This is a genomic window from Bacillus sp. (in: firmicutes) (genome assembly GCA_017656295.1).
Lineage (GTDB): Bacteria > Bacillota > Bacilli > Bacillales > JACDOC01 > JACDOC01.
In genome coordinates this window covers 60,980-84,985 of sequence record JACDOC010000007.1, presented here as the reverse complement: position 1 = coordinate 84,985, position 24,006 = coordinate 60,980, and the positions used below count along the sequence as shown (strand labels likewise).

27 protein-coding genes are annotated in these 24,006 nt (G+C 38.8%); 21 read left to right on the top strand and 6 right to left on the bottom strand.

Annotated features, from left to right (window positions below; genetic code table 11):
• Positions 1 to 37 precede the first annotated feature (37 nt).
• The 6 genes from H0Z31_08230 to H0Z31_08205 all read left to right on the top strand — a co-directional run bounded on the left by H0Z31_08230 (position 38) and on the right by H0Z31_08205 (position 7,609).
• Entirely contained in the window at positions 38 to 1,114 is a 1,077-nt protein-coding gene (locus H0Z31_08230; GenBank protein ID MBO8177426.1) for a type III polyketide synthase, read from the top strand.
• Positions 1,115 to 1,116: 2 nt separating this feature from the next.
• Positions 1,117 to 1,683, top strand: a complete 567-nt coding sequence (locus tag H0Z31_08225) for a hypothetical protein (GenBank protein MBO8177425.1) — start codon at positions 1,117 to 1,119, stop codon at positions 1,681 to 1,683.
• Between the two features lie 350 nt (positions 1,684 to 2,033).
• Positions 2,034 to 5,663: a dynamin family protein gene (locus H0Z31_08220; GenBank protein ID MBO8177424.1), complete on the top strand. Its 3,630-nt coding sequence runs from the start codon at positions 2,034 to 2,036 to the stop codon at positions 5,661 to 5,663.
• 16 nt (positions 5,664 to 5,679) lie between these two features.
• Entirely contained in the window at positions 5,680 to 5,868 is a 189-nt protein-coding gene (locus tag H0Z31_08215; GenBank protein MBO8177423.1) for a hypothetical protein, read from the top strand.
• Positions 5,868 to 6,713: a sulfurtransferase gene (locus H0Z31_08210; protein ID MBO8177422.1), complete on the top strand. Its 846-nt coding sequence runs from the start codon at positions 5,868 to 5,870 to the stop codon at positions 6,711 to 6,713. The genes H0Z31_08215 and H0Z31_08210 overlap by 1 nt, the downstream gene beginning before the upstream one ends.
• Before the next feature lie 11 nt (positions 6,714 to 6,724).
• Positions 6,725 to 7,609: a 5'-3' exonuclease gene (locus H0Z31_08205; GenBank protein ID MBO8177421.1), complete on the top strand. Its 885-nt coding sequence runs from the start codon at positions 6,725 to 6,727 to the stop codon at positions 7,607 to 7,609.
• Positions 7,610 to 7,665: 56 nt separating this feature from the next.
• Here H0Z31_08205 and H0Z31_08200 read toward each other — a convergent pair whose 3' ends face one another.
• The 3 genes from H0Z31_08200 to H0Z31_08190 form a co-directional block, all read right to left on the bottom strand.
• Positions 7,666 to 7,800: a small, acid-soluble spore protein L gene (locus H0Z31_08200; protein MBO8177420.1), complete on the bottom strand. Its 135-nt coding sequence runs from the start codon at positions 7,798 to 7,800 to the stop codon at positions 7,666 to 7,668.
• A 63-nt stretch (positions 7,801 to 7,863) separates the two neighbouring features.
• Positions 7,864 to 8,766, bottom strand: a complete 903-nt coding sequence (locus H0Z31_08195) for a DMT family transporter (protein ID MBO8177419.1) — start codon at positions 8,764 to 8,766, stop codon at positions 7,864 to 7,866.
• A complete protein-coding gene (locus tag H0Z31_08190) occupies positions 8,759 to 9,160 on the bottom strand; it encodes a reverse transcriptase-like protein (protein MBO8177418.1) in 402 nt (133 codons plus the stop codon). The genes H0Z31_08195 and H0Z31_08190 overlap by 8 nt, the downstream gene beginning before the upstream one ends.
• A 127-nt stretch (positions 9,161 to 9,287) precedes the next feature.
• Here H0Z31_08190 and H0Z31_08185 point away from each other — a divergent pair, with 127 nt between their 5' ends.
• Positions 9,288 to 9,947: a reverse transcriptase-like protein gene (locus tag H0Z31_08185; GenBank protein MBO8177417.1), complete on the top strand. Its 660-nt coding sequence runs from the start codon at positions 9,288 to 9,290 to the stop codon at positions 9,945 to 9,947.
• Positions 9,948 to 9,962: 15 nt separating this feature from the next.
• Entirely contained in the window at positions 9,963 to 10,139 is a 177-nt protein-coding gene (locus H0Z31_08180) for a zinc-finger domain-containing protein (protein MBO8177416.1), read from the top strand.
• A gap of 55 nt (positions 10,140 to 10,194) precedes the next feature.
• Here the strand turns inward: H0Z31_08180 and H0Z31_08175 are convergent, their stop codons facing one another.
• A complete protein-coding gene (locus tag H0Z31_08175; protein ID MBO8177415.1) occupies positions 10,195 to 10,395 on the bottom strand; it encodes a cold-shock protein in 201 nt (66 codons plus the stop codon).
• A 721-nt stretch (positions 10,396 to 11,116) separates the two neighbouring features.
• Here H0Z31_08175 and H0Z31_08170 point away from each other — a divergent pair.
• The 5 genes from H0Z31_08170 (at position 11,117) to mntR (ending at position 15,474) form a co-directional block, all read left to right on the top strand.
• Positions 11,117 to 12,031 (top strand): zinc ABC transporter substrate-binding protein, encoded by a 915-nt coding sequence (locus tag H0Z31_08170; protein ID MBO8177414.1) that lies wholly within the window; start codon positions 11,117 to 11,119, stop codon positions 12,029 to 12,031.
• Between the two features lie 12 nt (positions 12,032 to 12,043).
• Positions 12,044 to 12,790, top strand: a complete 747-nt coding sequence (locus H0Z31_08165) for a metal ABC transporter ATP-binding protein (GenBank protein ID MBO8177413.1) — start codon at positions 12,044 to 12,046, stop codon at positions 12,788 to 12,790.
• Between the two features lie 13 nt (positions 12,791 to 12,803).
• The gene (locus H0Z31_08160) at positions 12,804 to 14,096 is read left to right on the top strand and encodes a metal ABC transporter permease (protein MBO8177412.1); all 1,293 of its coding nucleotides are present in this window, start codon (positions 12,804 to 12,806) and stop codon (positions 14,094 to 14,096) included.
• Positions 14,086 to 14,967 carry a metal ABC transporter permease gene (locus tag H0Z31_08155; GenBank protein ID MBO8177411.1) on the top strand — a complete coding sequence of 294 codons (882 nt, stop codon included), beginning with the start codon at positions 14,086 to 14,088 and terminating at the stop codon, positions 14,965 to 14,967. The genes H0Z31_08160 and H0Z31_08155 overlap by 11 nt, the downstream gene beginning before the upstream one ends.
• Positions 14,968 to 15,048: 81 nt before the next feature.
• A complete protein-coding gene (mntR, locus tag H0Z31_08150) occupies positions 15,049 to 15,474 on the top strand; it encodes a transcriptional regulator MntR (GenBank protein ID MBO8177410.1) in 426 nt (141 codons plus the stop codon).
• 26 nt (positions 15,475 to 15,500) lie between these two features.
• Here the strand turns inward: mntR and H0Z31_08145 are convergent, their stop codons facing one another.
• On the bottom strand, positions 15,501 to 15,707 hold the full coding sequence (locus tag H0Z31_08145; protein MBO8177409.1) for a hypothetical protein: 207 nt from the start codon (positions 15,705 to 15,707) through the stop codon (positions 15,501 to 15,503).
• A 131-nt stretch (positions 15,708 to 15,838) separates the two neighbouring features.
• On the opposite strand from H0Z31_08145, the gene H0Z31_08140 reads away from it, so the two are divergent.
• The 5 genes from H0Z31_08140 to H0Z31_08120 all read left to right on the top strand — a co-directional run bounded on the left by H0Z31_08140 (position 15,839) and on the right by H0Z31_08120 (position 21,586).
• Complete coding sequence (locus H0Z31_08140) at positions 15,839 to 16,513, top strand: class I SAM-dependent methyltransferase (GenBank protein MBO8177408.1); 675 nt, start codon at positions 15,839 to 15,841, stop codon at positions 16,511 to 16,513.
• Positions 16,514 to 16,788: 275 nt separating this feature from the next.
• Entirely contained in the window at positions 16,789 to 18,477 is a 1,689-nt protein-coding gene (locus H0Z31_08135; protein MBO8177407.1) for a formate--tetrahydrofolate ligase, read from the top strand.
• Positions 18,478 to 18,544: 67 nt separating this feature from the next.
• Positions 18,545 to 19,039, top strand: a complete 495-nt coding sequence (locus H0Z31_08130) for a hypothetical protein (GenBank protein MBO8177406.1) — start codon at positions 18,545 to 18,547, stop codon at positions 19,037 to 19,039.
• 26 nt (positions 19,040 to 19,065) lie between these two features.
• Positions 19,066 to 19,722, top strand: a complete 657-nt coding sequence (locus tag H0Z31_08125; protein ID MBO8177405.1) for an HD domain-containing protein — start codon at positions 19,066 to 19,068, stop codon at positions 19,720 to 19,722.
• The gene (locus tag H0Z31_08120; protein ID MBO8177404.1) at positions 19,709 to 21,586 is read left to right on the top strand and encodes an ABC-F family ATP-binding cassette domain-containing protein; all 1,878 of its coding nucleotides are present in this window, start codon (positions 19,709 to 19,711) and stop codon (positions 21,584 to 21,586) included. The genes H0Z31_08125 and H0Z31_08120 overlap by 14 nt, the downstream gene beginning before the upstream one ends.
• A 101-nt stretch (positions 21,587 to 21,687) precedes the next feature.
• On the opposite strand, the gene H0Z31_08115 is transcribed toward H0Z31_08120, so the two are convergent.
• Positions 21,688 to 21,834: a hypothetical protein gene (locus H0Z31_08115; protein MBO8177403.1), complete on the bottom strand. Its 147-nt coding sequence runs from the start codon at positions 21,832 to 21,834 to the stop codon at positions 21,688 to 21,690.
• Between the two features lie 54 nt (positions 21,835 to 21,888).
• On the opposite strand from H0Z31_08115, the gene H0Z31_08110 reads away from it, so the two are divergent.
• From H0Z31_08110 to H0Z31_08100, 3 genes are all read left to right on the top strand, one after another.
• A complete protein-coding gene (locus tag H0Z31_08110) occupies positions 21,889 to 22,326 on the top strand; it encodes a BrxA/BrxB family bacilliredoxin (GenBank protein MBO8177402.1) in 438 nt (145 codons plus the stop codon).
• A gap of 15 nt (positions 22,327 to 22,341) precedes the next feature.
• Positions 22,342 to 23,127 (top strand): class I SAM-dependent methyltransferase, encoded by a 786-nt coding sequence (locus H0Z31_08105; protein ID MBO8177401.1) that lies wholly within the window; start codon positions 22,342 to 22,344, stop codon positions 23,125 to 23,127.
• A gap of 256 nt (positions 23,128 to 23,383) precedes the next feature.
• The gene (locus tag H0Z31_08100) at positions 23,384 to 23,977 is read left to right on the top strand and encodes a YpjP family protein (protein MBO8177400.1); all 594 of its coding nucleotides are present in this window, start codon (positions 23,384 to 23,386) and stop codon (positions 23,975 to 23,977) included.
• Positions 23,978 to 24,006: the final 29 nt, after the last annotated feature.

The window sequence follows — 24,006 nt, the reverse complement described above, 5'->3', positions numbered from 1 at the left end:
TGGAAAAAATAACAGCAGCATGAAAGGGGGAGTTTCCTTGCCCAAAGTACTTTCAGTAGGTGAAGCGATACCACCTTATACCGTTTATCAATCGAAAGCCAAACAGTTCGTCAAGCAAATGTTTGGACAAGCCTATTCCGATATCAATCGATTATTACAAGTTTTTGAGAACAGTGAAATTCAAACACGATCGTTTATGAAAGAGTTGGAATGGTATACCAGGGAGCATTCATTTGCTGAAAAAAATGATGTGTATATCGATTGTTCAGTACAGTTAGGAAAGGAAGCAATTAGGAACTGTTTGCAAGGCTCCTTTTTACGTGAACCGATTTCATACGAAGATATCGATATGATTATCACTATTAGCTCAACTGGACTTGCAACTCCAACGATTGAAGCGCGAATTATGAACGACCTACCTTTTCGGACCGATACTAAACGATTACCAATATGGGGTTTAGGATGCGCAGGAGGAGCGGCTGGATTAGCACGCGCATTTGAATACTGCCGACAAAATCAGTTTGGAAAAGTACTCGTGTTAACAATCGAAATGTGTAGTTTAACATTTCAGCGGAACGATTTTTCAAAAAGTAATTTAATCGGAACGGCCTTGTTTGCTGACGGTGTTGCTTGTGCATTAGTATGTGGCGATGAAGTGGTGAAACATCGTTCACGAACTTTTCCTTCGATTATCGGGTGTCAATCGGCTCTGAAAAAACATGCGCTAAATGTAATGGGGTGGGATATTCGAAATGAAGGGCTTTTTGTCATTTTCTCGAGGGACATTCCAAGCATCATTGAAGAATGGTTAAAACCACATGTAGAACAATTTTTACATAAATATCATTTGTCGATAAAAGATATAGAGTATTTTATTGCCCATCCTGGAGGAAAGAAAGTGCTAGATGCATACGAACGAACGTTTCAAATCGATGCTAAACGATTAGACGAGGCCCGAAAGGTGTTAACGAAAAGAGGTAATATGTCATCGGTAACCATATTAACCGTTTTACAAAAACATTTAGAACAACCGATTGAAGCGGGGAAGTACGGCTTAGCGTTTGCGTTAGGACCGGGGTTTAGTGCTGAAATGTTGTTATTGAGGTGGGAATGATGATGACAGATGTAGTTGTTTTTCTTCTTGTTTTTCAAAGGATCATCGAATTAATGATTGCTAAAAGGAATGAAAAATGGATAAAAAAACGTGGGGCCATCGAATATGGACAAAGTCATTATCCCTTCATCGTCTGCCTTCATATTCTTTTTTTACTATCATTATTTATAGAAGGAACGATTGTACAACCTGAGTGGAATGTCTTTTCCTATGTAATTGTGTTTATTATCGGATTATTGCAATGGGCTCGCTATCACGTCATTCGGTCGTTAGGACCGTATTGGAATACAAAAATATTCATTCTTCCAAAAGAAGAAGTATGTCAAAAAGGACTTTATCAATGGATGAAGCATCCAAATTACGTTATTGTTACGTTGGAATTTATATTTATTCCATTGTTATTGCAAGCTTATGTCACTTTAGTCGTATTTTCGATTTTAAATGCATGGATTCTTTCGATTCGAATTCGTGAAGAAAATAAAGCCCTAGCACTTGTCCCTGCTTATCAAAAGGCGTTTTCAATATATGGTTCGTTTTTTCGAAAAGGAAAGAATGATCCGCTGGAATAAAACGTATACTAAGAAAGGATTGAAAATGATTCTCGTTCGTGATAAGATTTTTAATGGTGATGAAAATTATTCTCATTAGAATGGGGGATGAACGATGGTTTGGTTATTTGTTGGGACAACGATTGCTGTTTATGGTGGGATAATGAAATATGTGATGAACCACGTCATGAAACCTTCTACGAAATAATATTCCTCTCCATTATATCGATACAAACGGTACGTTCGCTACGCGAGCGTTTTATTTTTGCCTTCAAACACCTTTCTACTCATTGCTTCCCCATGTATAGAGAAATTGGAAAAAATCGATTACAATAAAGAAAAGTTATTATTACGGGTAAGGAGTAACAGTCATGACACAACAAACCTTACAAAAGAACGACCAATTACTTTATAAAGCCATTCACCTTCAAAATTATTTTGTACAGAAAGATGACCATCGAAGAGCAGAAAAAGCGAAGTTACTCGCTAAAAAGGTGTTTGACAATGAGATGATAGTAGCTTTTTGTGGACATTTTTCTGCAGGAAAATCCACATTTGTTAACTATGTCGTTGGGGAAGAACTTCTTCCTTCAAGTCCTATACCTACAAGTGCCAATATCGTAAAAATAAAAAACGATACCAAAGGATATGCTCGAATTTTTCAGTACAATCGACCATCAATTCAGATGGATGCTCCATTTGATATCAATGCAATTAAAAAGTATTGTTGCAATGGAGCGGACGTCGAAACAGTGGAAATTGCTTTTCCATTGTCAGTTCTCCCAGAAGGAGTGACCGTCATGGATACTCCAGGAGTAGATTCGACAGACGATGCCCACCGCCTTTCTACCGAATCGGCTCTTCACCTTGCTGATGTTGTATTTTACGTGATGGATTATAATCACGTTCAATCAGAATTAAATTTTATGTTTACTAAACAGTTAATGGACCACGGAGTTCCGCTATATCTAATCATCAATCAAATTGACAAACATCGTGAAGAAGAACTTTCTTTCCATTACTTTCGTCAATCTGTGGAGCAGGCATTTGCTACTTGGGGTGTAAAACCACGAGGTATCTATTTTACGTCGTTAAAAGACATCAATCACACATACAATGAATTAGAACATGTAAAAACGCTCATTCATTCAATGATGGAAAAAAGGGAAGAGCAGGTACTTTATTCTACGCAGCAAGCGCTTAAACAACTCGTTCATGAACATTTAGATTGGTTAAAAGAGCAACAGTCAGAAGAACGGAATCATTGTGTTCAAATAATTGGACACTGTTCTAAAGAAAAGGCATATGAAGAAGAACAACGCTGGTTTCATTTGTTGTCCTATGAAAACGTGTTCATAGAGCAGATGGAGAAAAACTGTTTAGATGAACTGGAACGATTGATTCAAAACGCTTATTTAATGCCATTTGAAACGCGGGAATTAGCTCGTCAGTACATTGAATCGATGCAGGATCATTTTTCCATTGGCTTTCTTTTCAAACGAAAAAAAACAGAAGAGGAACGGGCACGCAGGCAAGACGCCTTTTACCAGCAGCTGGTAGACAACGTAGAGCGCCATATGAATTGGCATCTGAAACAATTGGCTTCTTCTTGGGTTCAAAAGATGGATTTGCATGATGTTGCTCTTGAACAGCAAGCTCAACAAGTGAGCGTATCTTTTACCCCACAATTATTAGAACAAGCCTTAAAGCGAGGAGCCAAATTATCCGGCGACTATGTGTTAGTTTATACGGAAGATGTCGCCAATACGTTAAAAAAATTAGCCTACCAAACTTGTCGAACATTTCTTGAACATTTAATACAACGAGTGGAAGAAGTACGATTAGATAAACGGAAACGTTTAAAGCAATCTTGGAACGAAGCGAAAAAACGGGTTCAAGCGTATGAACGAATAGAAGCGTTAGATGAAGAGTTAGCCCTTTCAAAAAATCGTCTATTAAAGTTGCTTTTTGAAGATGTAGAGCAACCGGAACAGCTGATAGAATGGATCCAAACATGGGAAAACGAGTTCTTTCAAAAAATTGACGGCTTAGATAAACAGTTAGATCAACACCAAGAACAAAATAAGGAAGACGAGCCTATTTCAGAAAAAGAACAAAACGTTGCCTCTAAAGTATACCATTCGAATGACATGGTACAAAAGCTACGTGAAGCTGCCCATCGATTACAATCTGTACCGGGATTTGATCGAACAGTACAACAACTACAAGATAAAGCTACACGAATGGAATCAAGAACGTATACCATTGCCTTGTTCGGAGCGTTTAGTGCTGGAAAGTCTTCGTTTGCGAATGCACTGCTCGGAGAACGTGTACTACCGGTATCGCCTAATCCTACAACAGCAGCCATTAACCGGATTGTTCCGCCAACGAACGATCATCCTCATGGGACAGCAGTCATCACCTTTAAAACAAAAGAGGCGATGCTTGAAGATGTTCAACGAGCATTTGCCGCGTTCGACATTCGCGTGAACGATTTACAAGATGCAGTAGTAAAATGGGAAGCCTTACAACATCAAACCGATGGTCAAGACGGTGCCCAAGTTCACCAATCATTTTTACAAGCTTTTGTGAAAGGATTTAAAGAACATTATCCTTATTTAGGAAATTCGAAAAAAGTAAACCGTGAAGAATTTGAGCAATATGTCTCAAGAGAAGAACGCTCTTGTTTTGTTGAATCCATTGACTTTTACTGCCATAGTCCATATGCCGAAAAAGGAATTACGCTAGTAGATACACCAGGCGCTGATTCCATCAATGCTCGCCATACTGGTGTCGCGTTTGAATATATTAAAAATGCGGACGCAATCTTCTATGTTACTTATTACAATCATGCGTTTTCGAAAGCCGACCGTGAATTTTTAATTCAACTAGGGCGAGTAAAAGACTCTTTTGAATTAGACAAAATGTTTTTTATTGTGAATGCAATTGATTTAGCCCAATCCGAAGACGAACAACAAGCCGTCATTCGGTATATTCGCGAACAGTTACAATCGTACGGTATTCGCTTTCCACGTATATTTGGCGTATCGAGTTTATTCGCTTTAAAAGAAAAGCAAGGGGAACCAATTGAATTTGATTCGGGAATTCGTACATTTGAATCATCATTCCAGCACTTTATTTCAAATGAGCTCATGGAAATTACCATGAAAGCCGCACAAGCGGAATATGAGAAAGCTATTAACCTATTGAAAAAATTCATCGCCTCTCATTTAGCGGATGAAGAAACAAAAAAACAAACTCGTGAACAAGTGGAAAATAATCGACACACCATGACAAACCTATTGCGAACAACGGATCTAAATATGGCATGGAAAAGCGTGGAACAAGAAATAGAGGAACTAGTTTTTTATATTAAACAACGTGTTTTTTTCCGAATTAATGATTTCTTTAAAGAAGCGTTTCACCCATCCATTCTTCATAGTCAAGTAAAAGACGTAAAAGGTGCTCTTCGTCAGGCATTGAATCAATTTATCGGGGCAATTGGTTATGACTTAGCTCAAGAAATGCGAGCAACAAGTTTACGAGCGGAAAAATTTATGGAGAAAACGATTGCCAATAAACGCCAGGGCCTTGTTAATCAATTAAAAGAGTTCAATGATGATTTATTTTTTTCTGAAATCGAACTATTTTCATGGGACACACCGACATTTGAATCTGCCTTTGAAAACGTGTCTGAAAAATCTTTCAACGAGGCGTTATCTTTGTATAAAAATCCGAAATCATTTTTTGAAAAGAACGAAAAACAAAAGATGGTAGAGGAATTGACAAAGGTACTTGAACCGCTAACGAAAGAATATTTACATTTGCAGAAAAAACGACTGCTGGATTGGTACAAACCATTATTTAACGAAAAATTTGAGCAAATGATTAACCAATTAGAAGTTGAAGTGCACGACCAAATGAATGTGGTGCTAAAAGCTCTTGAGATGACCATCGATGTTTCTGCACTTCAGAAGTTATGGAAAGAACTATCCGATTAAAACGGGAGGGGATGGGTTGGTCAAAACAAATCGATTTCACGTCTGTGCTACATGTATTCATTTTCGTGTTGAAAAAGAAAAAGGACGGACCATTTACCGTTGTCACAGGCTTGGGTATGAAACAAAACCAACGTATCAATTCAATTGTTGGCACCCAAAAGAACAAGTCGTTCAATTAATGAAAAAGAAAGGGATGGAGTGGTAGTGAAATATATCAAAGAGAAAGAATGGTTGTTCGAACAACTTTCGAAAAAGAATTCAATCACTATTCTTGACTGTCGTTTTTCATTAAAAGATCCAACAGAAGGATTAAAAAAATATTCGGATGATCATATACCTGGAGCAATATATGTAGATTTAGAAAAAGAACTATCTGCACCAGTTGGTGTACATGGGGGCCGCCATCCGTTACCTGATGAGTCGACGTTAAAAGAAATGTTTGAACAAAAAGGGGTGGATTCTACCGTCCCTGTCATTGTTTACGATGATGGTATGTCCGCTTTTGCCGCCCGTTGTTGGTGGATGCTCATATATTTAGGGCACCCTCAAGTGTATGTATTAAATGGTGGTTATAATGCATGGAGAAAAGCGAACTTACCAATTACAAAAGATGTCCCACAGCCGATAAGAGGGTCGTTTGACGTACATGTGCAACCACAACTTTTAGCTACTTTTGAAGAAGTAAAAGATGTGGTGAACACAAAAGGGCATCCAACCACTTTAATCGATTCACGGGCAAAGGAAAGGTATTTAGGTGAAGTTGAGCCGATTGACAAAAAGGCCGGCCATATTCCAAAGGCAGTAAATATTGACTGGCAAACTGGTGTAAAAAACGATCGATTAAAACCTGTGGAAGAACAACAAAAGCGCTTTTCGATATGGAAAAAAAATGACCCATTAATTGTATATTGTGGTTCTGGGGTTACGGCGACAGTAAATGTTTTATCTTTACTTGAAGCAGGCTATCAAAACGTAAAGTTATATGTTGGTAGCTTTAGTGATTGGATTTCTTACGATACGAATGAAGTCGAAACAAAAAAGAATCGTTAGAGGTGAACGCTTTGTCTACAAACGTATTATTAGTTGATGGGATGGCCTTATTATTTCGGTCGTATTACGCAACAGCCGTTACGGGTCATTGGATGAGAAATTCAAATGGTATAGCGACAAACGGTGTGCAAGGATTTCTTAAACATTTGTTTGCGGCGATTGCTGAAATCCAACCTTCTCACATCGCCATCTGCTGGGATATGGGAAGTAAAACATTTCGAGACGAATTGTTTTCTGATTATAAAGCCAATCGGGAAGCCCCACCCGATGAACTGGTCCCACAATTTGATATGGTGAAGGAAGTAGCGACCGCTCTGAGATTTATCAATATTGGTGTTTCGGGGTATGAAGCCGATGATTGTATTGGGACGATGACGAAACAATTATCGCATCGGATAAGTATTGTCACTGGGGACCAAGACTTATTACAGCTTTTAGCAAATGATGTAAATGTTTATTTATTGCAAAAAGGAATTGGAAATTATAAAAAATATACAGAATCACAATTTGTTGAGGAAAAAGGGATTCATCCATCCCAATGGGTTGAAGTGAAAGCATTGATGGGTGATGCTAGTGATGGATATCCCGGGGTGAAAGGAATTGGAGAAAAAACAGCTTTAAAATTAATAAAAACCTATGGAACGGTTGAAAAACTACTTGAGCAAGTGCACGAACTGACGCCAGCACAACAAAAGAAAATCACCGAACATAAAGAAATGCTTCGGTTATCGCGTACTTTAGCGGAGATTTATTGTGACGTTCCTTTAGCAATTAATTTCGCACAAATGAAATGGAATTTTAATCTTGAAGTGGATATCGAAACGTTACACCAGTTTGAGCTTCGCTACGTGATTCGCTATTTAACCAATGAATCAAGGATGCAGCTTCTAGCCTGAGGTAAGAACCCGTTTACGACTAGGCGTAAACGGGTTCTTTATGCTCTTTTTTTTCATTACGCTTGATTCGATTTTTTCGCCGCATTTTCTAGCGTACTTTTCGGCTGTGGTGTTGGTCCGCTTTCGGCATATCCTTGAGGATTGACTCCTTCAGTACGCTGTCCACGATTGTTCGCCCGGTTTTTGGACATTTCCGTCACCTCCACATGTTAGTGTTCCAATCATGTTCAGTTTTATGCACACCGACAGGGAAGTTATTTTGTTCCCTTTAGCATGTTCCGAACAATTGAAGAAGGTAGTTCAGAAGAAACCATACCGATAAAAATGAAAAGACACCCTATTGTAGCAATCATACTAAGTCGCTCATCGATCCAAAAATAAGCGACGATGGCAGCAAATACTGGTTCCATCGTATAGATTAAGGCAACGCGAGCAGGTGTTGTATATTTTTGAACATAAGTCTGAGCGAAAAATGGAAAAGAGGTTGCAAATAATGACGTAACAAATAATGCAATTAAGACATCTCGATGAAACATAATCGAGCGGTCCAAAATTTGCGAAACATCTTCTAAGAGGAGCGCTCCCACTAAACTAAGCAAGGATACTGTAAAAAGTTGGCTGACAGCTAGCTCAAAAGCTGGACTTTGCCGGGCAAAACAATCTGTATATATAATATGAAGTGTAAATCCGAAGGCACAGAAAAGAACATAAACATCACCAATATTAAATGGCTTAGCATCACCAAATGATAAAAAATACAAACCAACGGCCGCTAATAGGGAGCCAAAGATGGCCAAAGGTTGGGGTGCTTTTTTTATCAAAATAAAAGAAAACAAAGGAACCATAACAACACTTAATCCGGTAATAAATCCAGCTCTAGATGGGGAAGTATATAACAAGCCAATCGTTTGAAGTCCATAACCGAGGCTTAAGAAAACTCCAAGAACCGCCCCATGTAGGATTGTTTTTCGCGTCCACTGAATCGACCGATTCATAAATGGGATCAAACATAATAAAGATAATCCAGCTACAAAAAAGCGAACGGTATTAAATAGTAATGGATCTAGTTGAGTAATTCCTTTTTGAACGATCACAAAGGTAGCACCCCAAATAAATGCGATGGACAATAAAATAAAATCGGCCAACTGTTTATTCATTATGCTCCCCCTTTAATCGGATTCCTTGGCGTGCTAACTCATCAGCTACCTTATTTTCTTGATTGGAAATCCATTTAATAAAAAATAAGTCCAACTTGTCGATTAGAGCTAGGATTCGGTCTAACTGAGCAGCATAACGTTTATTTTTAACATACTTTTTTTCGACGGCGGCTACAACGGCTTGGGAATCTGACCGAAACGAAACGATAGAGTACCCTTTTTCTACACATATTTCTAGTCCTTTTACTAAGGCAAGAAATTCCGCTTCGTGATTGTCCATGATTCCAAGATAAAATGAATAGCGGGAAACTTGACCTTCATGTTTAATAAAAATCCCTGCTCCGCTAGGCCCAGGGTCACCAGCACTAGCTCCGTCTATGTATACTTCGACCAAACTGTTCAACCTCCTTAAAAGTTGCTTCAGTACGTGAAAAAACTGATATATTTATCATAATAAATATACTATACAAAAAATGACCGCCCACTGAAACGATTTATTCTAATCTAGAAGGATGATTCAGATGAAAGTAAAACTGCTATTTACGTATACGCTCTCTTCCAATTTAGAAGTACCAATGGAAACAGGATGGGGTTTACCGGAAGACTTGTTAGCCATCGCTGAAGATCTTCAGCATAAAAATAGAGGAAAAAACTTTGAATTTATCGATGAATTAGGGGTAACTTGGTCAAAAAAGGAATTGATAAAATTACAAAAGAAATGGGAAGCAGAACCAACGGACATCACCGTTTATTTTGATGGTACGTTTCAACGTGACTCACTTCTTGCCGGTCTTGGGGTTGTCATTTATTATAAGAAGGGTCCGGAACAATGGCGCGTTCGTGCGAACCAAGTAGTTGAACAATTGACGAATAACAATGAAGCAGAGTTTGCGGCGTTGAAGTTTGGGATGCAACTTTTGGAAGACTTAGGTGTAAAATATCAACGATGTCGAATTCGTGGTGATTCATTGGTGGTTCTTAATCAACTAAGTGGTGAATGGCCGTGTTATGAAGATGAGTTACATCGCTGGATTGAGCGTATCGAAAAAAAGAGAAAAGAGTTATCTGTACAGTTTCAATTCGAACCGATTCATCGAAACAAAAATAGAGAAGCCGACCAATTAGCTAAACAAGCAGTTGAAGGAAAAAACATCTACAGTCATTCAAGGATTGACACGTAAGGGGTTGGAAAACAATTGAAGCGAAAAGAAGTCATAGCACAAGTAGATGAACTACTAACCATGTATTGTGATGGGTGTTGGTTAAAAGCACATTTTCGAAAAGAATTTGGGAAAACCTTTGCACATAAATTTTGTATTCAGCAATGTACGGTTGGTGAAAAAATAAAGAAAATCGGTCGAAAACTGACATAACGAAAAGGGCTAACAATTGTGTTAGCCCTTTGTTTATATAGTCATTAAGTTTGAATTATAATTTGACAACGTTCGCTGCTTGTGGACCACGTGCACCTTCCACAATTTCAAAAGAAACCTTTTGACCTTCTTCTAACGTTTTAAACCCTTCTCCTTGGATTGCAGTGAAGTGAACGAAAACATCGTCTCCGCCTTCAACTTCAATAAATCCGTAGCCTTTCTCATTGTTAAACCATTTTACTTTACCGTTTTGCATGTTTCTAATCCTCCTAAACCTTTCAAGCACACTGGCTTTTTTAAAAATATATTATCATTAAACGGAATATATTCAGGCTACCATAAAATGGCGGAACATATTCTGTTAAATGATGACTATACTATACACTATTGAAATCGTCGAGTCAAGAAATTGAAAAAATTTTTACAATCTTTGTGGGCCTATTTGATTTTCAGAAATTTTTACTTTCATTTGGTTACCAATTGTGTTGATTCTGTGCAATATTGTCAGGGAGAGTTGAAGATGATTGTGGAACCCAACGTTTTAACTTTCTAAAAAAATTGGCTTTGTTAAACGAAACTGTTGATATTTATACATTACACTTGTGGCGGGCGCTTTCTGTGGGCAAGCCGCAAGCCGCTTCCCTCGCTACGCTCAAGTATGAGTCTTGCCTGGCTTCTTGTTCCCGCTGTAGTCGCCGCCTTTCGCTTCATGTGAATCCTTACTAAATCAACAGACATATAACACAGCCAAAAAAATTAGTTCAATCATGACAAAATTGTTGACGTGGTTTGAGCCATAACATAAAATTTGTACTAGGGAAAAAATTATAGGGTTACGAAAAAAATTAGGCACATTAATAAACGCCTAGCATACACATGAACTATCTATATTTTTTTCGTTAAAATTTGCCCGAGGGCAAAATAGTTGATTGTACACAATTAGGAGGGGTTTTTTAATGAAAGTTGCGAGAGTATGGATGTTTTTTATGGTATCAATGTTGTTATTAAGTGTAGCCGCATGTTCCAATGAATCCACTGAGACTGGAAACGAAAATGAAAAAATCCATGTCACGACGACCATTGCCCAAATAGCTGATGGGGTAAAAAATATTGGTGGAGAATACGTAGAAGTTGACAGCTTAATGGGACCTGGTGACGATCCACACTTATATAAAGCTTCGCATAGCGATATTCAAAAATTACAAAATGCAGACATCATTTTTTACAATGGTTTACATTTAGAAGGGAAAATGCTAGAGATTTTTGAAAATATGAGCAAAGAAAAACCTGCGTATGCGATTGCTGAAGCCATTCCTGAAGAAAAGTTACGGAAAGATCCTCAAGATCCAAACATAATTGATCCACACATTTGGTTTAATATTGACCTTTGGAAACTAGCGTTAACAGAAGTGAAAAAAGGATTAATTGAATTAGATCCAGAGCATAAAGAAGAATACGAAAAAAATACCGAAGCATATTTTGCAAAGTTAGATCAATTAAAGAAATACGCTGAAGAACAAATGGCATTAATTCCGGATTCTCAACGTGTGTTAGTAACCGCTCACGATGCATTCAACTACTTTGGGGCTGCCTATAATATGGAAGTAAAGGGACTTCAAGGACTAAGTACGGACTCCGAATACGGATTAGGGGACATTCAACATTTAGTGGATGTTTTAGTCGAACGTAATATTAAAGCCGTCTTTATTGAATCTTCTATTTCCGAACGCTCCATTCAAGCAGTGATTGAAGGAGCAAAGAAGAAAGGCCATGATGTATCCATTGGAGGAGAATTGTACTCTGATGCTATGGGTGAAGAAGGAACAGAAGAAGGTACGTACTTAGGTATGTATAAGCATAACGTCGATACGATTGTAGAGGCGTTAAAATAGGGAGGGTTCGATATGAATCCAGTAGAAGTAAAACAATTAACAGTCGCTTATCATAAAAAACCGGTTTTGATCGATGTGACTTTTTCCGTTCCAAGCGGAAAACTAATTGGGATTATCGGTCCAAACGGGGCAGGTAAATCTACGTTAATAAAAGCGGTATTAGGTCTTATTCCACGCGCTTCGGGAGAGATTACAATTTTCGGTGAAAAATATTCACCTAAAAAGAAAAAAGTTGGGTATGTTCCCCAACGTGGTTCTGTTGATTGGGATTTCCCAACGAACGCTTTAGATGTTGTTTTAATGGGACGGTATGGCCATATTGGATGGTTTCGCCGTCCTTCCAAAGAAGACATCGAAATTGCAATGGAATGCTTGCGACGGGTTGGTATGGATGGCTATGCCGACCGACAAATAAGCCAATTATCAGGTGGACAACAACAACGGGTCTTTTTAGCACGTGCCCTAGCCCAAAATGCGGAAGTGTACTTCATGGATGAACCGTTTGTTGGGGTTGATGCTGCAACAGAAAAAGCGATTATCCAAATCTTAAATGATTTAAAGGCGAAAGGAAAGACGGTTTTAGTAGTTCATCACGATTTACAAACGGTGAAAGAGTATTTTGATTGGGTGTTATTGTTAAACAAAAAAGTTATTGCCCAAGGTCCAACAGAAGACGTTTTCACAATAGAAAATTTACAACAAACATACGGTGGCCGACTCTCCTTTTTAGAACAAAATTCCATGGTTATTCAACCGTAGTGAGGGAGAAACAATGGAAAAAATATGGACTTCAATCTTAACAGATGCCAATACGCAATGGGTTCTTCTTGGAACTTTGTTACTTGGGGTGGCTAGTGGTGTTTTAGGTAGCTTTGCACTGTTACGAAAACAAAGCTTAATCGGTGATGCGGTGGCCCATGCTGCCCTTCCTGGAATATGCCTTGCCTTTTTATTCATGGGCGAAAAACATATGCTCGGCTTGTTGGTAGGTGCCGCCCTTACTGGTTTGCTCGCTTCCTATTCGATTCAATTCATTTCGGGACATTCTCGTTTAAAAGAGGACACAGCGATAGGGCTTGTTTTATCTGTCTTTTTTGGCTTAGGTATTGTTTTGTTAACAAAAGTGATTCAATCATCTTCAGGAAATAAAAGTGGCTTAGACGACTTTATTTTTGGGCAAGCAGCATCCATGATTGCCAAAGACGTCCAATTGATGGCTGGCACTGCTGTTGTGTTAATTATAGTTACGTTTTTCCTTTTTAAAGAATTTAAAGTATCGACCTTTGATCCGCAATTTGCCCAAGGAATAGGGTTGCCTGTCGGGTTTTTAAACTTTTTATTTTCAACGTTACTTGTCATTACAGTGGTTATCGGGATTCAAGCCGTCGGGGTCATTTTGATGTCGGCAATGCTTATTATTCCAGCCATTTCGGCTCGGTATTGGACCGATTCGTTAGGTTGGATGGTCATTATTTCAGGAACGGTAGGTGCTATCTCTGGTGTTATTGGAACACTCATAAGCACCCTTGGGCGAAGTTTAGCGACTGGCCCATTTATCGTGTTAACGAGTACGACCATCTTTCTTGTGTCAATCTTATTTGCTCCAAAGCGCGGACTTTTGGCCAAGTGGTGGAGACGTAAGATAAACGACTGGCAACTTGCAGCAGCCAAAGTATTAATGATCTTGCTTGAACAAAATAAGCCGCTACCTTTTACTAAATTATCGGAACACGTACGGACAGCTTCCTGGGAACTTTATTTCGTTTTAAAGAAATTGGAACGCCATGGCTGGATTGAAACGAAAAACGAAGCATACCAGCTTACCGATGAAGGAAAAGCGAAAGGTGAACAATGGCAAACGATTGAACGTCTTCGTGTGTTTGCGGAAATGTATCCTCAAACTTTATCGGTAAAAGAATCGCAATTGTTAGACCAAGCAACAATTGACACGGTAAATGAACAAGCGGTTCGGCAAATGGAGAAGAAATTTCGTCAAAAAGAAGGTTTCCCCTATGTAACGAAGTATGCGTATTATTCAAAAGGAGAAGGGTCCTATGAGCTATGAAGCTTGGATTATTTTAACAGGATGTTTAGTCGGTATTTCTTGCGGCGTCATCGGGAGCTTTTTAATATTAAGAAAAATGGCGATGCTTGCGGATGCCATTAGTCATACAGTATTGCTCGGAATTGTTATGGCGTTTTTAATTAGCCATAGCTTAAATGGATTTTACATGCTTATCGGAGCTGCGGTCGCTGGATTATTAACAGCGTTTATCGTGCAGTTGTTTAACAGCAGTGGTATCCAAGAAGATGCGGCGATTGGTGTTGTGTTTACGTCAATGTTCGCTTTAGGGGTTATATTAATTTCTCTTTATGCTGGAAACGTTCATTTAGACGTCGAGCATGCGTTGATGGGTGAAATTGCGTTTGTTCCTTGGAATACTGTTGAACTTCCAATAATAGGTAGCACCCCGAAATCGGTTGTTATGCTTACATCTATTTTCATTTTGAATGTATTACTAATCGTTCTCTTTTACAAGGAATTTAAAATTACTTCATTTGACCCAGGTTTGGCTGCCGCAATTGGATTACCAACTATTTTTATTCATTATTTGTTAATGGGAATGGTTTCAGTTACGACCGTCTCAGCTTTTGATAGTGTAGGGGCGATTCTAGTCGTAGCGATGTTAATCGCACCTGGAGCTACCGCATATTTATTAACCGATAAATTTTCCAATATGCTTGTCTTAAGTGCATGTATTGGATGTATTGATGCCGTGCTTGGCTATTACACAGCTCGCTATTTGGACGTATCGATCTCCGGTGCCATGGCTACGATGGCGGGTGTTGTCTTCTTACTTGTATTCTTATTTTCGCCTAAATATGGGCTTATTTCTAAATGGTGGTCCCAACGGTCCATCCGAATTCAGCAATAATTTGGTATCCTACCTTGTTAATTCCTTTGTATTATAGTAAACTTTTAATGATTCATGTTATTTCGTATAGGAGGGTAAGGGATGCCAACACCGAGTATGGAAGATTATATTGAACAAATTTACCTTTTAATTGAGCAAAAAGGTTATGCACGTGTTTCGGATATAGCAGAAGCTCTTTCTGTCCATCCCTCCTCTGTAACGAAAATGGTCCAAAAGCTTGATAAAGATGACTACCTTGTTTATGAAAAATATCGTGGGCTCGTGTTAACGGCCAAAGGAAGAAAAGTTGGAAAACGTTTAGTAGACCGTCACGAATTATTAGAGCAGTTTTTGCGACTGATTGGCGTCAAAGAGGAGAATATATATGAAGATGTGGAAGGGATAGAGCATCACCTCAGTTGGGACTCCATCGATCGCATCGGTGATCTCGTCCAATTTTTTGAAGAAAATCCGGAACGTGTTCAAGAATTACGAATCATTCAAGAAAAAAACGAACAAAATTCGTAAAGCTGCCCATTATAGGCAGCTTTTTCTTATTCCCCATCCAAGAGTGGAAACTGATGAAACTCCTCTCCGCTTTCTTCGTTGTATAGCCGTTTATTTTTTACATATGCTCCTTGAATTAAGCCGTTTTCTGCTTCCTGCAGTGCTTTTCGATACGAAATAATTCTTCCTGTATTCGTTTGAAAGCTAATAATGTCACCAAAATGATTTAATTGTACTTTTTCAATATATTCCATTGTTCTTTCCTTTCTTTTATTAGTTAGTATTAGTATATCCAATATGGTTTTGTCCATAAGGAAGGATTTAAAAGAGATACGAAGAAGTAAATAATACGATGTTTGCAATAAATGTTTTAAAGGAGATGGATATGGATACATCTTGGAAACAGAAAGCAGAGCAAGCATGGGATGAAAAGGCAAAGGATTGGCATAAACGTAGTAAAGACATGTGGGAAAGCGGAAGCCGAAAGTCGATTATTCCGTTGTTTACAAAGTTTGTACCAAAAGGACTAACCGTTTGTGATTTAGGATGCGGTGACGGGTATGGCTCTTACTTGCTTTCGATAAATGGCTATGATGTGATTGGCATAGACTTGTCCCACGAAATGGTGGATTTGGCGAAAAAGAGGGAACGAGATGGGCTTCGATTTGTCCAAGGGGATATTGGTAAAACCCCTTTTAAGGATGATTCATTTGACGCCTTGTTAGCCATTAATTCAATTGAATGGACGGAATCACCGAACGAAGTGCTACAAGAATGGAGACGTCTTTTAAAAACAGAAGGTTATCTAGTTGTTGGCATTTTAGGACCGACCGCTCATCCACGAACGAATAGTTTTGGACGTTTGTTAAGCGAAAAAGTGATATGTAATACAATGATGCCGTGGGAATTCGAACGATTAGCGACTTTACAAGGTTGGAAAAAGGTTGGAGAAGCGGGTGTGTACAAACGCGGGGTCACGGAAGCCCTCGTTAGTCATTTACCGTTAGAACTGAAACAAGCGCTAACCTTTATGTGGCTATTTGTTTTGCAAAAGATGTAAAAAAGCTGGTTAAATACCTGCTTTTTTCGTTTATATGGAATGAATCAAGTCGAATTCTTTACAAACTTCCACATTAGACGAATCATGTTCTTTCGATTCTAGACACATTTTTGGATTTAAATAATCTTATTTAATTACCAGACCGTTTTCCTCCATTCTAAACGCGAGCCACAAACGAATACAAATACTTTTCCCTTTTTTTCACTCTATAGAGTTATTTCATTTTCGGACATGCTAAAATGAGAGAGACTGCAGGATCGATTGGAGGAAACATCATGTTCACAGAAATAAAGGTAAAATCTGATATCGAAATAGCTCAAGAAGCGAAGTTACGTCCAATTACTGAAATTGCAGAAACGATTGGTTTATCCGACGATGACATCGAACTTTATGGAAAATATAAAGCAAAAATTTCGTTCAAAGCTATTGAACGGTTAAAAACAAAAGAGGATGGAAAAGTAATTCTTGTGACAGCCATTAATCCAACACCGGCTGGGGAAGGAAAATCGACGGTGACAGTCGGATTAGGAGATGCTCTTAATCAGCTAGGAAAAAAAGCGATGATTGCGATGCGCGAACCATCACTTGGACCGACGATGGGGATTAAAGGGGGAGCAACTGGTGGAGGGTATGCGCAAGTATTGCCCATGGAAGATATTAACCTCCATTTTACAGGCGATATTCATGCGATAACAACCGCTAACAATGCGCTATCAGCATTTATTGATAATCATATTCATCAAGGAAATGAACTTCGTATTGACCAGCGAAGAATTGTTTGGAAACGCGTCTTAGATTTAAACGACCGTGCCTTACGCAAAGTAGTTGTTGGATTAGGAGGAGCTGGTCATGGCGTTCCTCGTGAGGATGGATTTGATATTACGGTGGCATCAGAAATGATGGCCGTCTTATGTCTCGCTACGAGCTTGTCGGACTTAAAAAAGAGGCTGTCTCGTATAGTTGTGGCGTACAATCTGGATAAAGAACCCGTCACGGTTAAAGATTTAGGTGTAGAAGGAGCATTAACCCTATTATTAAAAGACGCGCTAAAACCAAATCTTGTTCAAACAATTGAACATACCCCAGCACTTGTGCATGGTGGTCCTTTTGCTAACATCGCCCATGGGTGTAATAGTGTGATGGCGACAAGTACAGCGATGAAATTAGCTGATTATGTCGTTACAGAAGCTGGTTTTGGTTCTGATTTAGGAGCGGAAAAGTTTATGCATATTAAATCAAGAGCGTTAGGTGTGTCACCAAGCGCTGTCGTCATTGTTGCAACGGTTCGAGCCTTAAAAATGCACGGTGGCGTCAAAAAAGAACATTTAAAAGAAGAAAATGTAGCTGCTTTACAAAAGGGATTAGCCAATTTACAAAAGCATATAGAGACGATTCAACAATTTGGAGTCCCATTGGTTGTGGCGATTAACCGATTTATAACTGATACACAAGAGGAACTACACACGATAGAGCAATGGTGCACGGAACACGACTATCCATTTGCATTAACAGAAGTATGGGAGAAAGGTGGGGAAGGGGGTCGCTCGTTAGCGACAAAAGTGTTGGAACAAATAGAAAAAGATTCTCAAGCATTTGCCCCACTTTATGATGTTTCACAATCCATCGAAGAAAAAATTGAAGTCATTGCGACTACTGTTTACGGAGCAAAAGAGGTTGAATTTTCGGCCAAAGCGAAAAAACAATTATCCGAACTAGAGCGCCACGGATGGACCCATTTCCCAATCTGTATGGCGAAAACGCAATATTCCTTATCGGATGATCCAACTCTGCTCGGACGTCCATCTGATTTTACAATCCATGTCCGTGAACTTGTTCCTCGCTTAGGTGCTGGTTTTATTGTCGCACTAACAGGGGATGTGATGACCATGCCTGGATTACCTAAATATCCAGCCGCGTTTCAAATGGACGTCACTGAAAAAGGCCAAGCTATTGGATTATTCTAATAACGTAATAAAGGGGAGACTCACCAAAGCTCCCCTGTCTTTTCTATGTAAGATATGAGGTGATCGAATGTTTGACCCAACTGCTTTTGACAATATGAAAACGGTTCTCGAAGGTGCCGTTTATGATGCTGATTTAAGCGGTACGCTTTTAATTGAAAACCGGAAGGACGTTATCGACTTAGCGAGCCTATCTCGAGAATACGAAATTACGTTTCACCTTCCGTTGTGTGAAAAAGTACGAGCATCTATTTCATTAAAAGCAACTTTAGCCCAACTGGCATCGGAATTAATCCCCCGTTTAGGTTTGGAAAGCGGAGCCACAGTAACCGTATTATTTGAAGGACCATCTTCCTTTTTATCTTCCAAACTAAGCGTCATCCAATCAGTGTGGGGAGAAGATGGAATATATGAAATTCGTCAAATTATTTCTACCTCCCACCCGAAAACAACAGAAATCATCATCCACTTTCCGAAACCTGTACAAGAAGAAATGATGAATGAACTTTTAGTTCAAGTAGAGATGATGAAGGAAACGTTGCAAAAATTGGCCCAAGAATCTTGAGAAGAGGATGGAGAGGAGAATACGGTATGATGGAAGTGATTCAAAAGGCGGAACAGTATGTCCAAAAGAAATTAGGAAACGATTCGACCGGTCATGATTGGTACCATATTGATCGTGTTCGAAAATTAGCCCTATATATTTCTAACAAAGAACAAAAAGGAGATTCATTCATCATTGAGCTTGCGTCGCTCTTTCACGATGTGTTAGACGACAAATTAGTTTCTGACGTCGAACGGGAAAAGCAAGAATTAATGGAATGGTTTGTTTTAAATTGTATTCCCTCTTCACAACAAAACAAAATTGTAGACATCATCGAAAAAATTGGATATAAAGGTGGCAACGAAGCACATTTATCGTCGATTGAAGGGCAAATTGTTCGCGACGCCGACCGATTAGATGCAATTGGGGCAATCGGTATCGCTCGAACTTTTGCATATGGTGGAAAAATAGGTCAACTAATCTATAATCCTTCTTTACCGATTCGCTTGGATATGACCGTTGAGCAGTACCGGAATGAGCGTACTTCGACGATTCATCATTTTTACGAAAAGCTGCTTCTATTAAAAGAAAAGCTTTTTACAGATACGGCAAAAACAATTGCTACCGAACGTCATGCCTATATGGAACAATTTTTACAACAGTTTTTTCGAGAGTGGAAAGGTGAGTTTGATGCTGAATATTGAACATCTATCAAAATCTTACGGTGAAAAACAACTATTTAAAGATATATCCTTTACCATTCAACAGAATGATCGAGTAGGTTTAATTGGTATAAATGGAACCGGAAAATCAAGTTTATTAAAATTGATAGCTGGACTTGATGACCCTGATGCTGGAACGATTGTCGCTCCTAAAGATTTTACCATCGGCTATTTGTCTCAAACCCCTGAATTAGCTAATCACTTAACGGTGATGGATCAAATCTTTCAAAGTTCTTCGCCGATCGTTCAACTAGCAAAAGAATATGAACAATTTCTGAAACGTTTTGAACAAGATCCATTAAATGAACGGTTACAAAAAGAATTGTCTGAATATCAAAAGAAAATGGATGCGTTGAACGCATGGGATGTCAGCGCACAAGCAAAAATTATATTATTCAAATTAGGAATTGAGCGTTTAGATCAAAAAGTTGGAGAACTTTCGGGTGGACAGAAAAAACGAGTGGCATTAGCTCAAGTACTAATTGAAACACCAGATTTATTAATTTTAGACGAACCGACCAACCATTTAGATGCCGATTCCATCAGGTGGTTAGAGGAATTTTTAGCGAAATATCCGAAAGCGGTGCTGTTAGTGACGCACGATCGTTATTTTTTAGATCGGACATGTAACCGAATCATAGAATTAGACCATGGACAAATATATACATATTCAGGAAATTATCGTGCATATTTAGAAGCGAAGGCGATGAAAGAAGAACAAGAATCACAAATGCTTACGAAAAAACAAAACTTATATCGAAAAGAGCTCGAATGGGTTCGTCGAGGGGCAAAAGCACGGACGACGAAGCAAAAGGCACGACTCCATCGGTTTGATCAACTAAAAGACGAAATAAATTCCCTTCGTCGAACGGAAGAAAAACTCGATTTTCAATTGTCTGGTTCGCGTCTCGGTAAAAAAGTGATTGAAATAAAAAATGCTAAGAAACGATACGATGAAAAAATCATTTTGGACGGTTTTTCTCTTTTAATAAATCCAGGGGATCGTATCGGGATTGTTGGAAAAAACGGCAGTGGGAAATCAACCTTTCTTCGAATTCTTACCCAAAAAGAGGTGTTAGATGAAGGTGAATTAATGATCGGTCCGACCGTTCGTATGGCCTACTATCAACAACAGCATGAAGATATGAATGAGCAGTTGCGCATGATTGAATACATTCGCGAAGAAGCCGAAGTCGTCCAGCTTAGTGATGGAACAACGATTTCTGCGGCACAAATGTTAGAACGGTTCTTGTTTCCGATGCACACTCATGGAACCCCGATTCGCAAGCTTTCCGGTGGGGAAAGAAGACGACTGTATTTACTTCGATTGTTAATGTCCCAACCAAATGTCTTATTGTTAGATGAGCCAACAAACGATTTAGATACGGAAACGTTAACGGTTCTTGAAGATTATTTGGAGGACTTTCCGGGTGTGGTCATTACCGTTTCCCACGATCGCTATTTTCTAGATAAAATTGCAGACCAGCTTCTTATTTTTAACGGAAATGGTTCAATCGATAGTTACATTGGTACTTATAGCGACTATTTAGCCGTTCAACATGCTCAAAAAGTGTCAAAAATGGAAGAACAATCACCACCGAAGTCTTCCCTGCGTCCAAAAAAAGAAAAGAAAAAAATGACTTATATGGAGAAAAAAGAGTGGGAAGAAATTGAAGGAAACATTATTTCTGTTGAAGAAGAAATTCAAGTTTTAGAGCAACAATTACATGAAACAGGCACGGATTTTGAAAAAGCTCAATACTTAATGAATGAATTAGAAGCACTTAATCAAAAGTTAGAGCAATTATATGAGCGTTTTGATTATTTGTCCCAATTAGTAGAATAAATAGAAGGGGCCAAAGGAACTGTGTGGAAACAAATGACGGAAGCAAGACAAAAAGGAAATCATTCTTTATAATAGGCTCTGTTAAACGATACTGTTGATATTTATACATTACGCTTGTTGCGGATGCTTTCCGCGGGCAAGGTGAAAGCCGCTTCCCTCGCTACGCTCAAGTAAGGGTCTTGCCTGGCACGCTGTTCCCGCTGGAGTCGCCGCCGTATAAATAACTTGCTAAAAATCAACAATGACATATAACATAGCCTTATAGGAAGGCTTATTGTAAAAATAAAAGGAGGTTATGCCATATGTCAATGGCTTATGAAGAATATATGCGTCAACTAGTTAAGCCGATGCGACAAGAACTTGTGCAAGCAGGCTTCCGTGAATTGACAACAGCAGAAGAAGTGGAACAATTTATGGAAAATGTATCAGGAACGACACTCGTAGTAGTCAATTCCGTTTGTGGTTGTGCAGCAGGACTAGCTCGCCCAGCAGCTACCCAGGCAGTGATGGCGAATGACAAAACACCAGATCATTTAGTTACTGTGTTTGCTGGTCAAGACCGGGAAGCAACAGCGAAAATGAGAGAATATTTTGTTGGGTATGAACCATCTTCCCCGTCCATGGCTCTTTTAAAAGGGAAAGAAGTAGTTCATTTCATTCCTCGTGAGGAGATTGAAAATCAATTTATTGAAGATATTATTAAAAATTTAACCGAAGCCTTTAACAAACACTGCTCGTAATTTTTAGGTGATGATATGTTTGTAACAACAGCAGGACGGACCAATGAAGAGATGATTGAACAAGCAAAAAAAGTCGCTAATGATCTCGGGTGTCTATACGTTCCCCGAAAGAAAAAAACGGTGAAACAACTAATGGGACGTTTAAACGACAGCTGTATCGTCGTTGGTAAAGAACGGATTGAGCTTCATCCATTGCTTGGTAAAGCCCCGTTCTTTTTTCATCCGAGCTCTGCGACGTTCCGGATGATTCGATTGTTACGAGGCGAAAAAGACCCATTAATTGAAGCTTCTCAGTTAACCAAAGGAATGACCTTTCTCGACTGTACGATGGGGATGGGATCAGATAGCATCGTGGCGAGCTTAATTGTTGGACGAACTGGCAATGTCACCGCATTAGAGGGGAACAAGTATATTGCTTATATCGTGCAAAATGGGTTAAAACGTTGGACATTTGACCACCAAGAAATGGATGAAGCGATGAGGAGAGTGTACGTTATTAACGAACGATACGAATCCTTTTTAAAAAAACAAAGGGATAACTCCTTTGATGTTGTTTATTTTGACCCGATGTTCGAACAAACAATTGATGAGTCATCTGGATTATCTGGGTTAAAACGATTGGCAATTTATGACGATATAACTGAAAACATGATCGAAGAAGCGTTACGTGTCGCTAAAAATAGAGTCGTTTTAAAAGATTACCACCGTTCGAGCCGGTTTAAACGGTTTGGATTTCACGTGTATCGTCGGCCATCGGCATCGTTTCATTACGGTGTCCTTACAAAAAACGAAAGATACTGAATCCGCTCAACCTGTATGAAATGCGGGTTCAGTATCTTTTTTTAAAATTTTATTAATCGGTCACCGTTAAATAAACAAAATAAATAAGCATAAGAATAAATCCCACAGTGGCAAAAACACCCGTATCCATAAAAAACCTCCTTTTTCTAACATTCTTTTATAGTATGTTTATACCCTTTTTGAATTATTTAGAAACTTTTTGGGGGAGAAATTCGTAGAAAAAAGAAGAAGAAATATAAAAGGAGAACTATTAGTGATGAAAACGTGGCTAAAACGTAGTTTAGTTGTCGTCATTTCTATTCTTACGTTAGGATTTATCTCCCCGTCCCATTCGCTTTGGACCGATCAAAACGATCACGACAAAGACAGTAAAAGACAAAAAAGCGAAATACAGCACGAGCGGTCAGAATCCATTCAACTTACAGAATCCGAAAGTCATGACCGAAAACAATATGTATCCGTACTTCTTCAAGAAGCAGAAGCCCAAGTATACACCAAATTTGGTCCACGTATCAAAAGAAAAATTGAAGAGGAATTTCATCAAATGATTTGGCCTAACATGGAAGAAGTGATTTTATCATTTACAAACGCACTAAGTGATGAAGAGTTATTCTCTTTACGAATATCAAACACACCTGGTCGGGGAGAAAGCGAAAAAATATTTCATTTGTACGATGATAAAACGAGCGAAGACCGTCTTCGAATTCACGTTCGAAGAGAGCACCCTCCATTAGATGGTTATTATTTTCATTTTCATTACCATACATATAAAGATGGATTTACCGAGCATTTTTCTCTGGGGAAAATTTATTGGGACCGAAATACGCCTCCTCATTGGATGTCAGCATAAATTGTTACTTGATTTAGAAGGAAAACTAT

Coding starts and splice junctions, on each gene's coding strand:
- H0Z31_08140 (MBO8177408.1), top strand. CDS start 15,839: ATGGATACATCTTGGAAACAGAAAGCAGAGCAAGCATGGGATGAAAAG.
- H0Z31_08225 (MBO8177425.1), top strand. CDS start 1,117: ATGACAGATGTAGTTGTTTTTCTTCTTGTTTTTCAAAGGATCATCGAA.
- H0Z31_08145 (MBO8177409.1), bottom strand. CDS start 15,707: ATGGAATATATTGAAAAAGTACAATTAAATCATTTTGGTGACATTATT.
- mntR (MBO8177410.1), top strand. CDS start 15,049: ATGCCAACACCGAGTATGGAAGATTATATTGAACAAATTTACCTTTTA.
- H0Z31_08115 (MBO8177403.1), bottom strand. CDS start 21,834: ATGTCATTGTTGATTTTTAGCAAGTTATTTATACGGCGGCGACTCCAG.
- H0Z31_08185 (MBO8177417.1), top strand. CDS start 9,288: ATGAAAGTAAAACTGCTATTTACGTATACGCTCTCTTCCAATTTAGAA.
- H0Z31_08170 (MBO8177414.1), top strand. CDS start 11,117: ATGTTTTTTATGGTATCAATGTTGTTATTAAGTGTAGCCGCATGTTCC.
- H0Z31_08100 (MBO8177400.1), top strand. CDS start 23,384: ATGAAAACGTGGCTAAAACGTAGTTTAGTTGTCGTCATTTCTATTCTT.
- H0Z31_08130 (MBO8177406.1), top strand. CDS start 18,545: ATGTTTGACCCAACTGCTTTTGACAATATGAAAACGGTTCTCGAAGGT.
- H0Z31_08200 (MBO8177420.1), bottom strand. CDS start 7,800: ATGTCCAAAAACCGGGCGAACAATCGTGGACAGCGTACTGAAGGAGTC.
- H0Z31_08155 (MBO8177411.1), top strand. CDS start 14,086: ATGAGCTATGAAGCTTGGATTATTTTAACAGGATGTTTAGTCGGTATT.
- H0Z31_08195 (MBO8177419.1), bottom strand. CDS start 8,766: ATGAATAAACAGTTGGCCGATTTTATTTTATTGTCCATCGCATTTATT.
- H0Z31_08110 (MBO8177402.1), top strand. CDS start 21,889: ATGTCAATGGCTTATGAAGAATATATGCGTCAACTAGTTAAGCCGATG.
- H0Z31_08135 (MBO8177407.1), top strand. CDS start 16,789: ATGTTCACAGAAATAAAGGTAAAATCTGATATCGAAATAGCTCAAGAA.
- H0Z31_08220 (MBO8177424.1), top strand. CDS start 2,034: ATGACACAACAAACCTTACAAAAGAACGACCAATTACTTTATAAAGCC.
- H0Z31_08105 (MBO8177401.1), top strand. CDS start 22,342: ATGTTTGTAACAACAGCAGGACGGACCAATGAAGAGATGATTGAACAA.
- H0Z31_08125 (MBO8177405.1), top strand. CDS start 19,066: ATGATGGAAGTGATTCAAAAGGCGGAACAGTATGTCCAAAAGAAATTA.
- H0Z31_08160 (MBO8177412.1), top strand. CDS start 12,804: ATGGAAAAAATATGGACTTCAATCTTAACAGATGCCAATACGCAATGG.
- H0Z31_08165 (MBO8177413.1), top strand. CDS start 12,044: ATGAATCCAGTAGAAGTAAAACAATTAACAGTCGCTTATCATAAAAAA.
- H0Z31_08175 (MBO8177415.1), bottom strand. CDS start 10,395: ATGCAAAACGGTAAAGTAAAATGGTTTAACAATGAGAAAGGCTACGGA.
- H0Z31_08120 (MBO8177404.1), top strand. CDS start 19,709: ATGCTGAATATTGAACATCTATCAAAATCTTACGGTGAAAAACAACTA.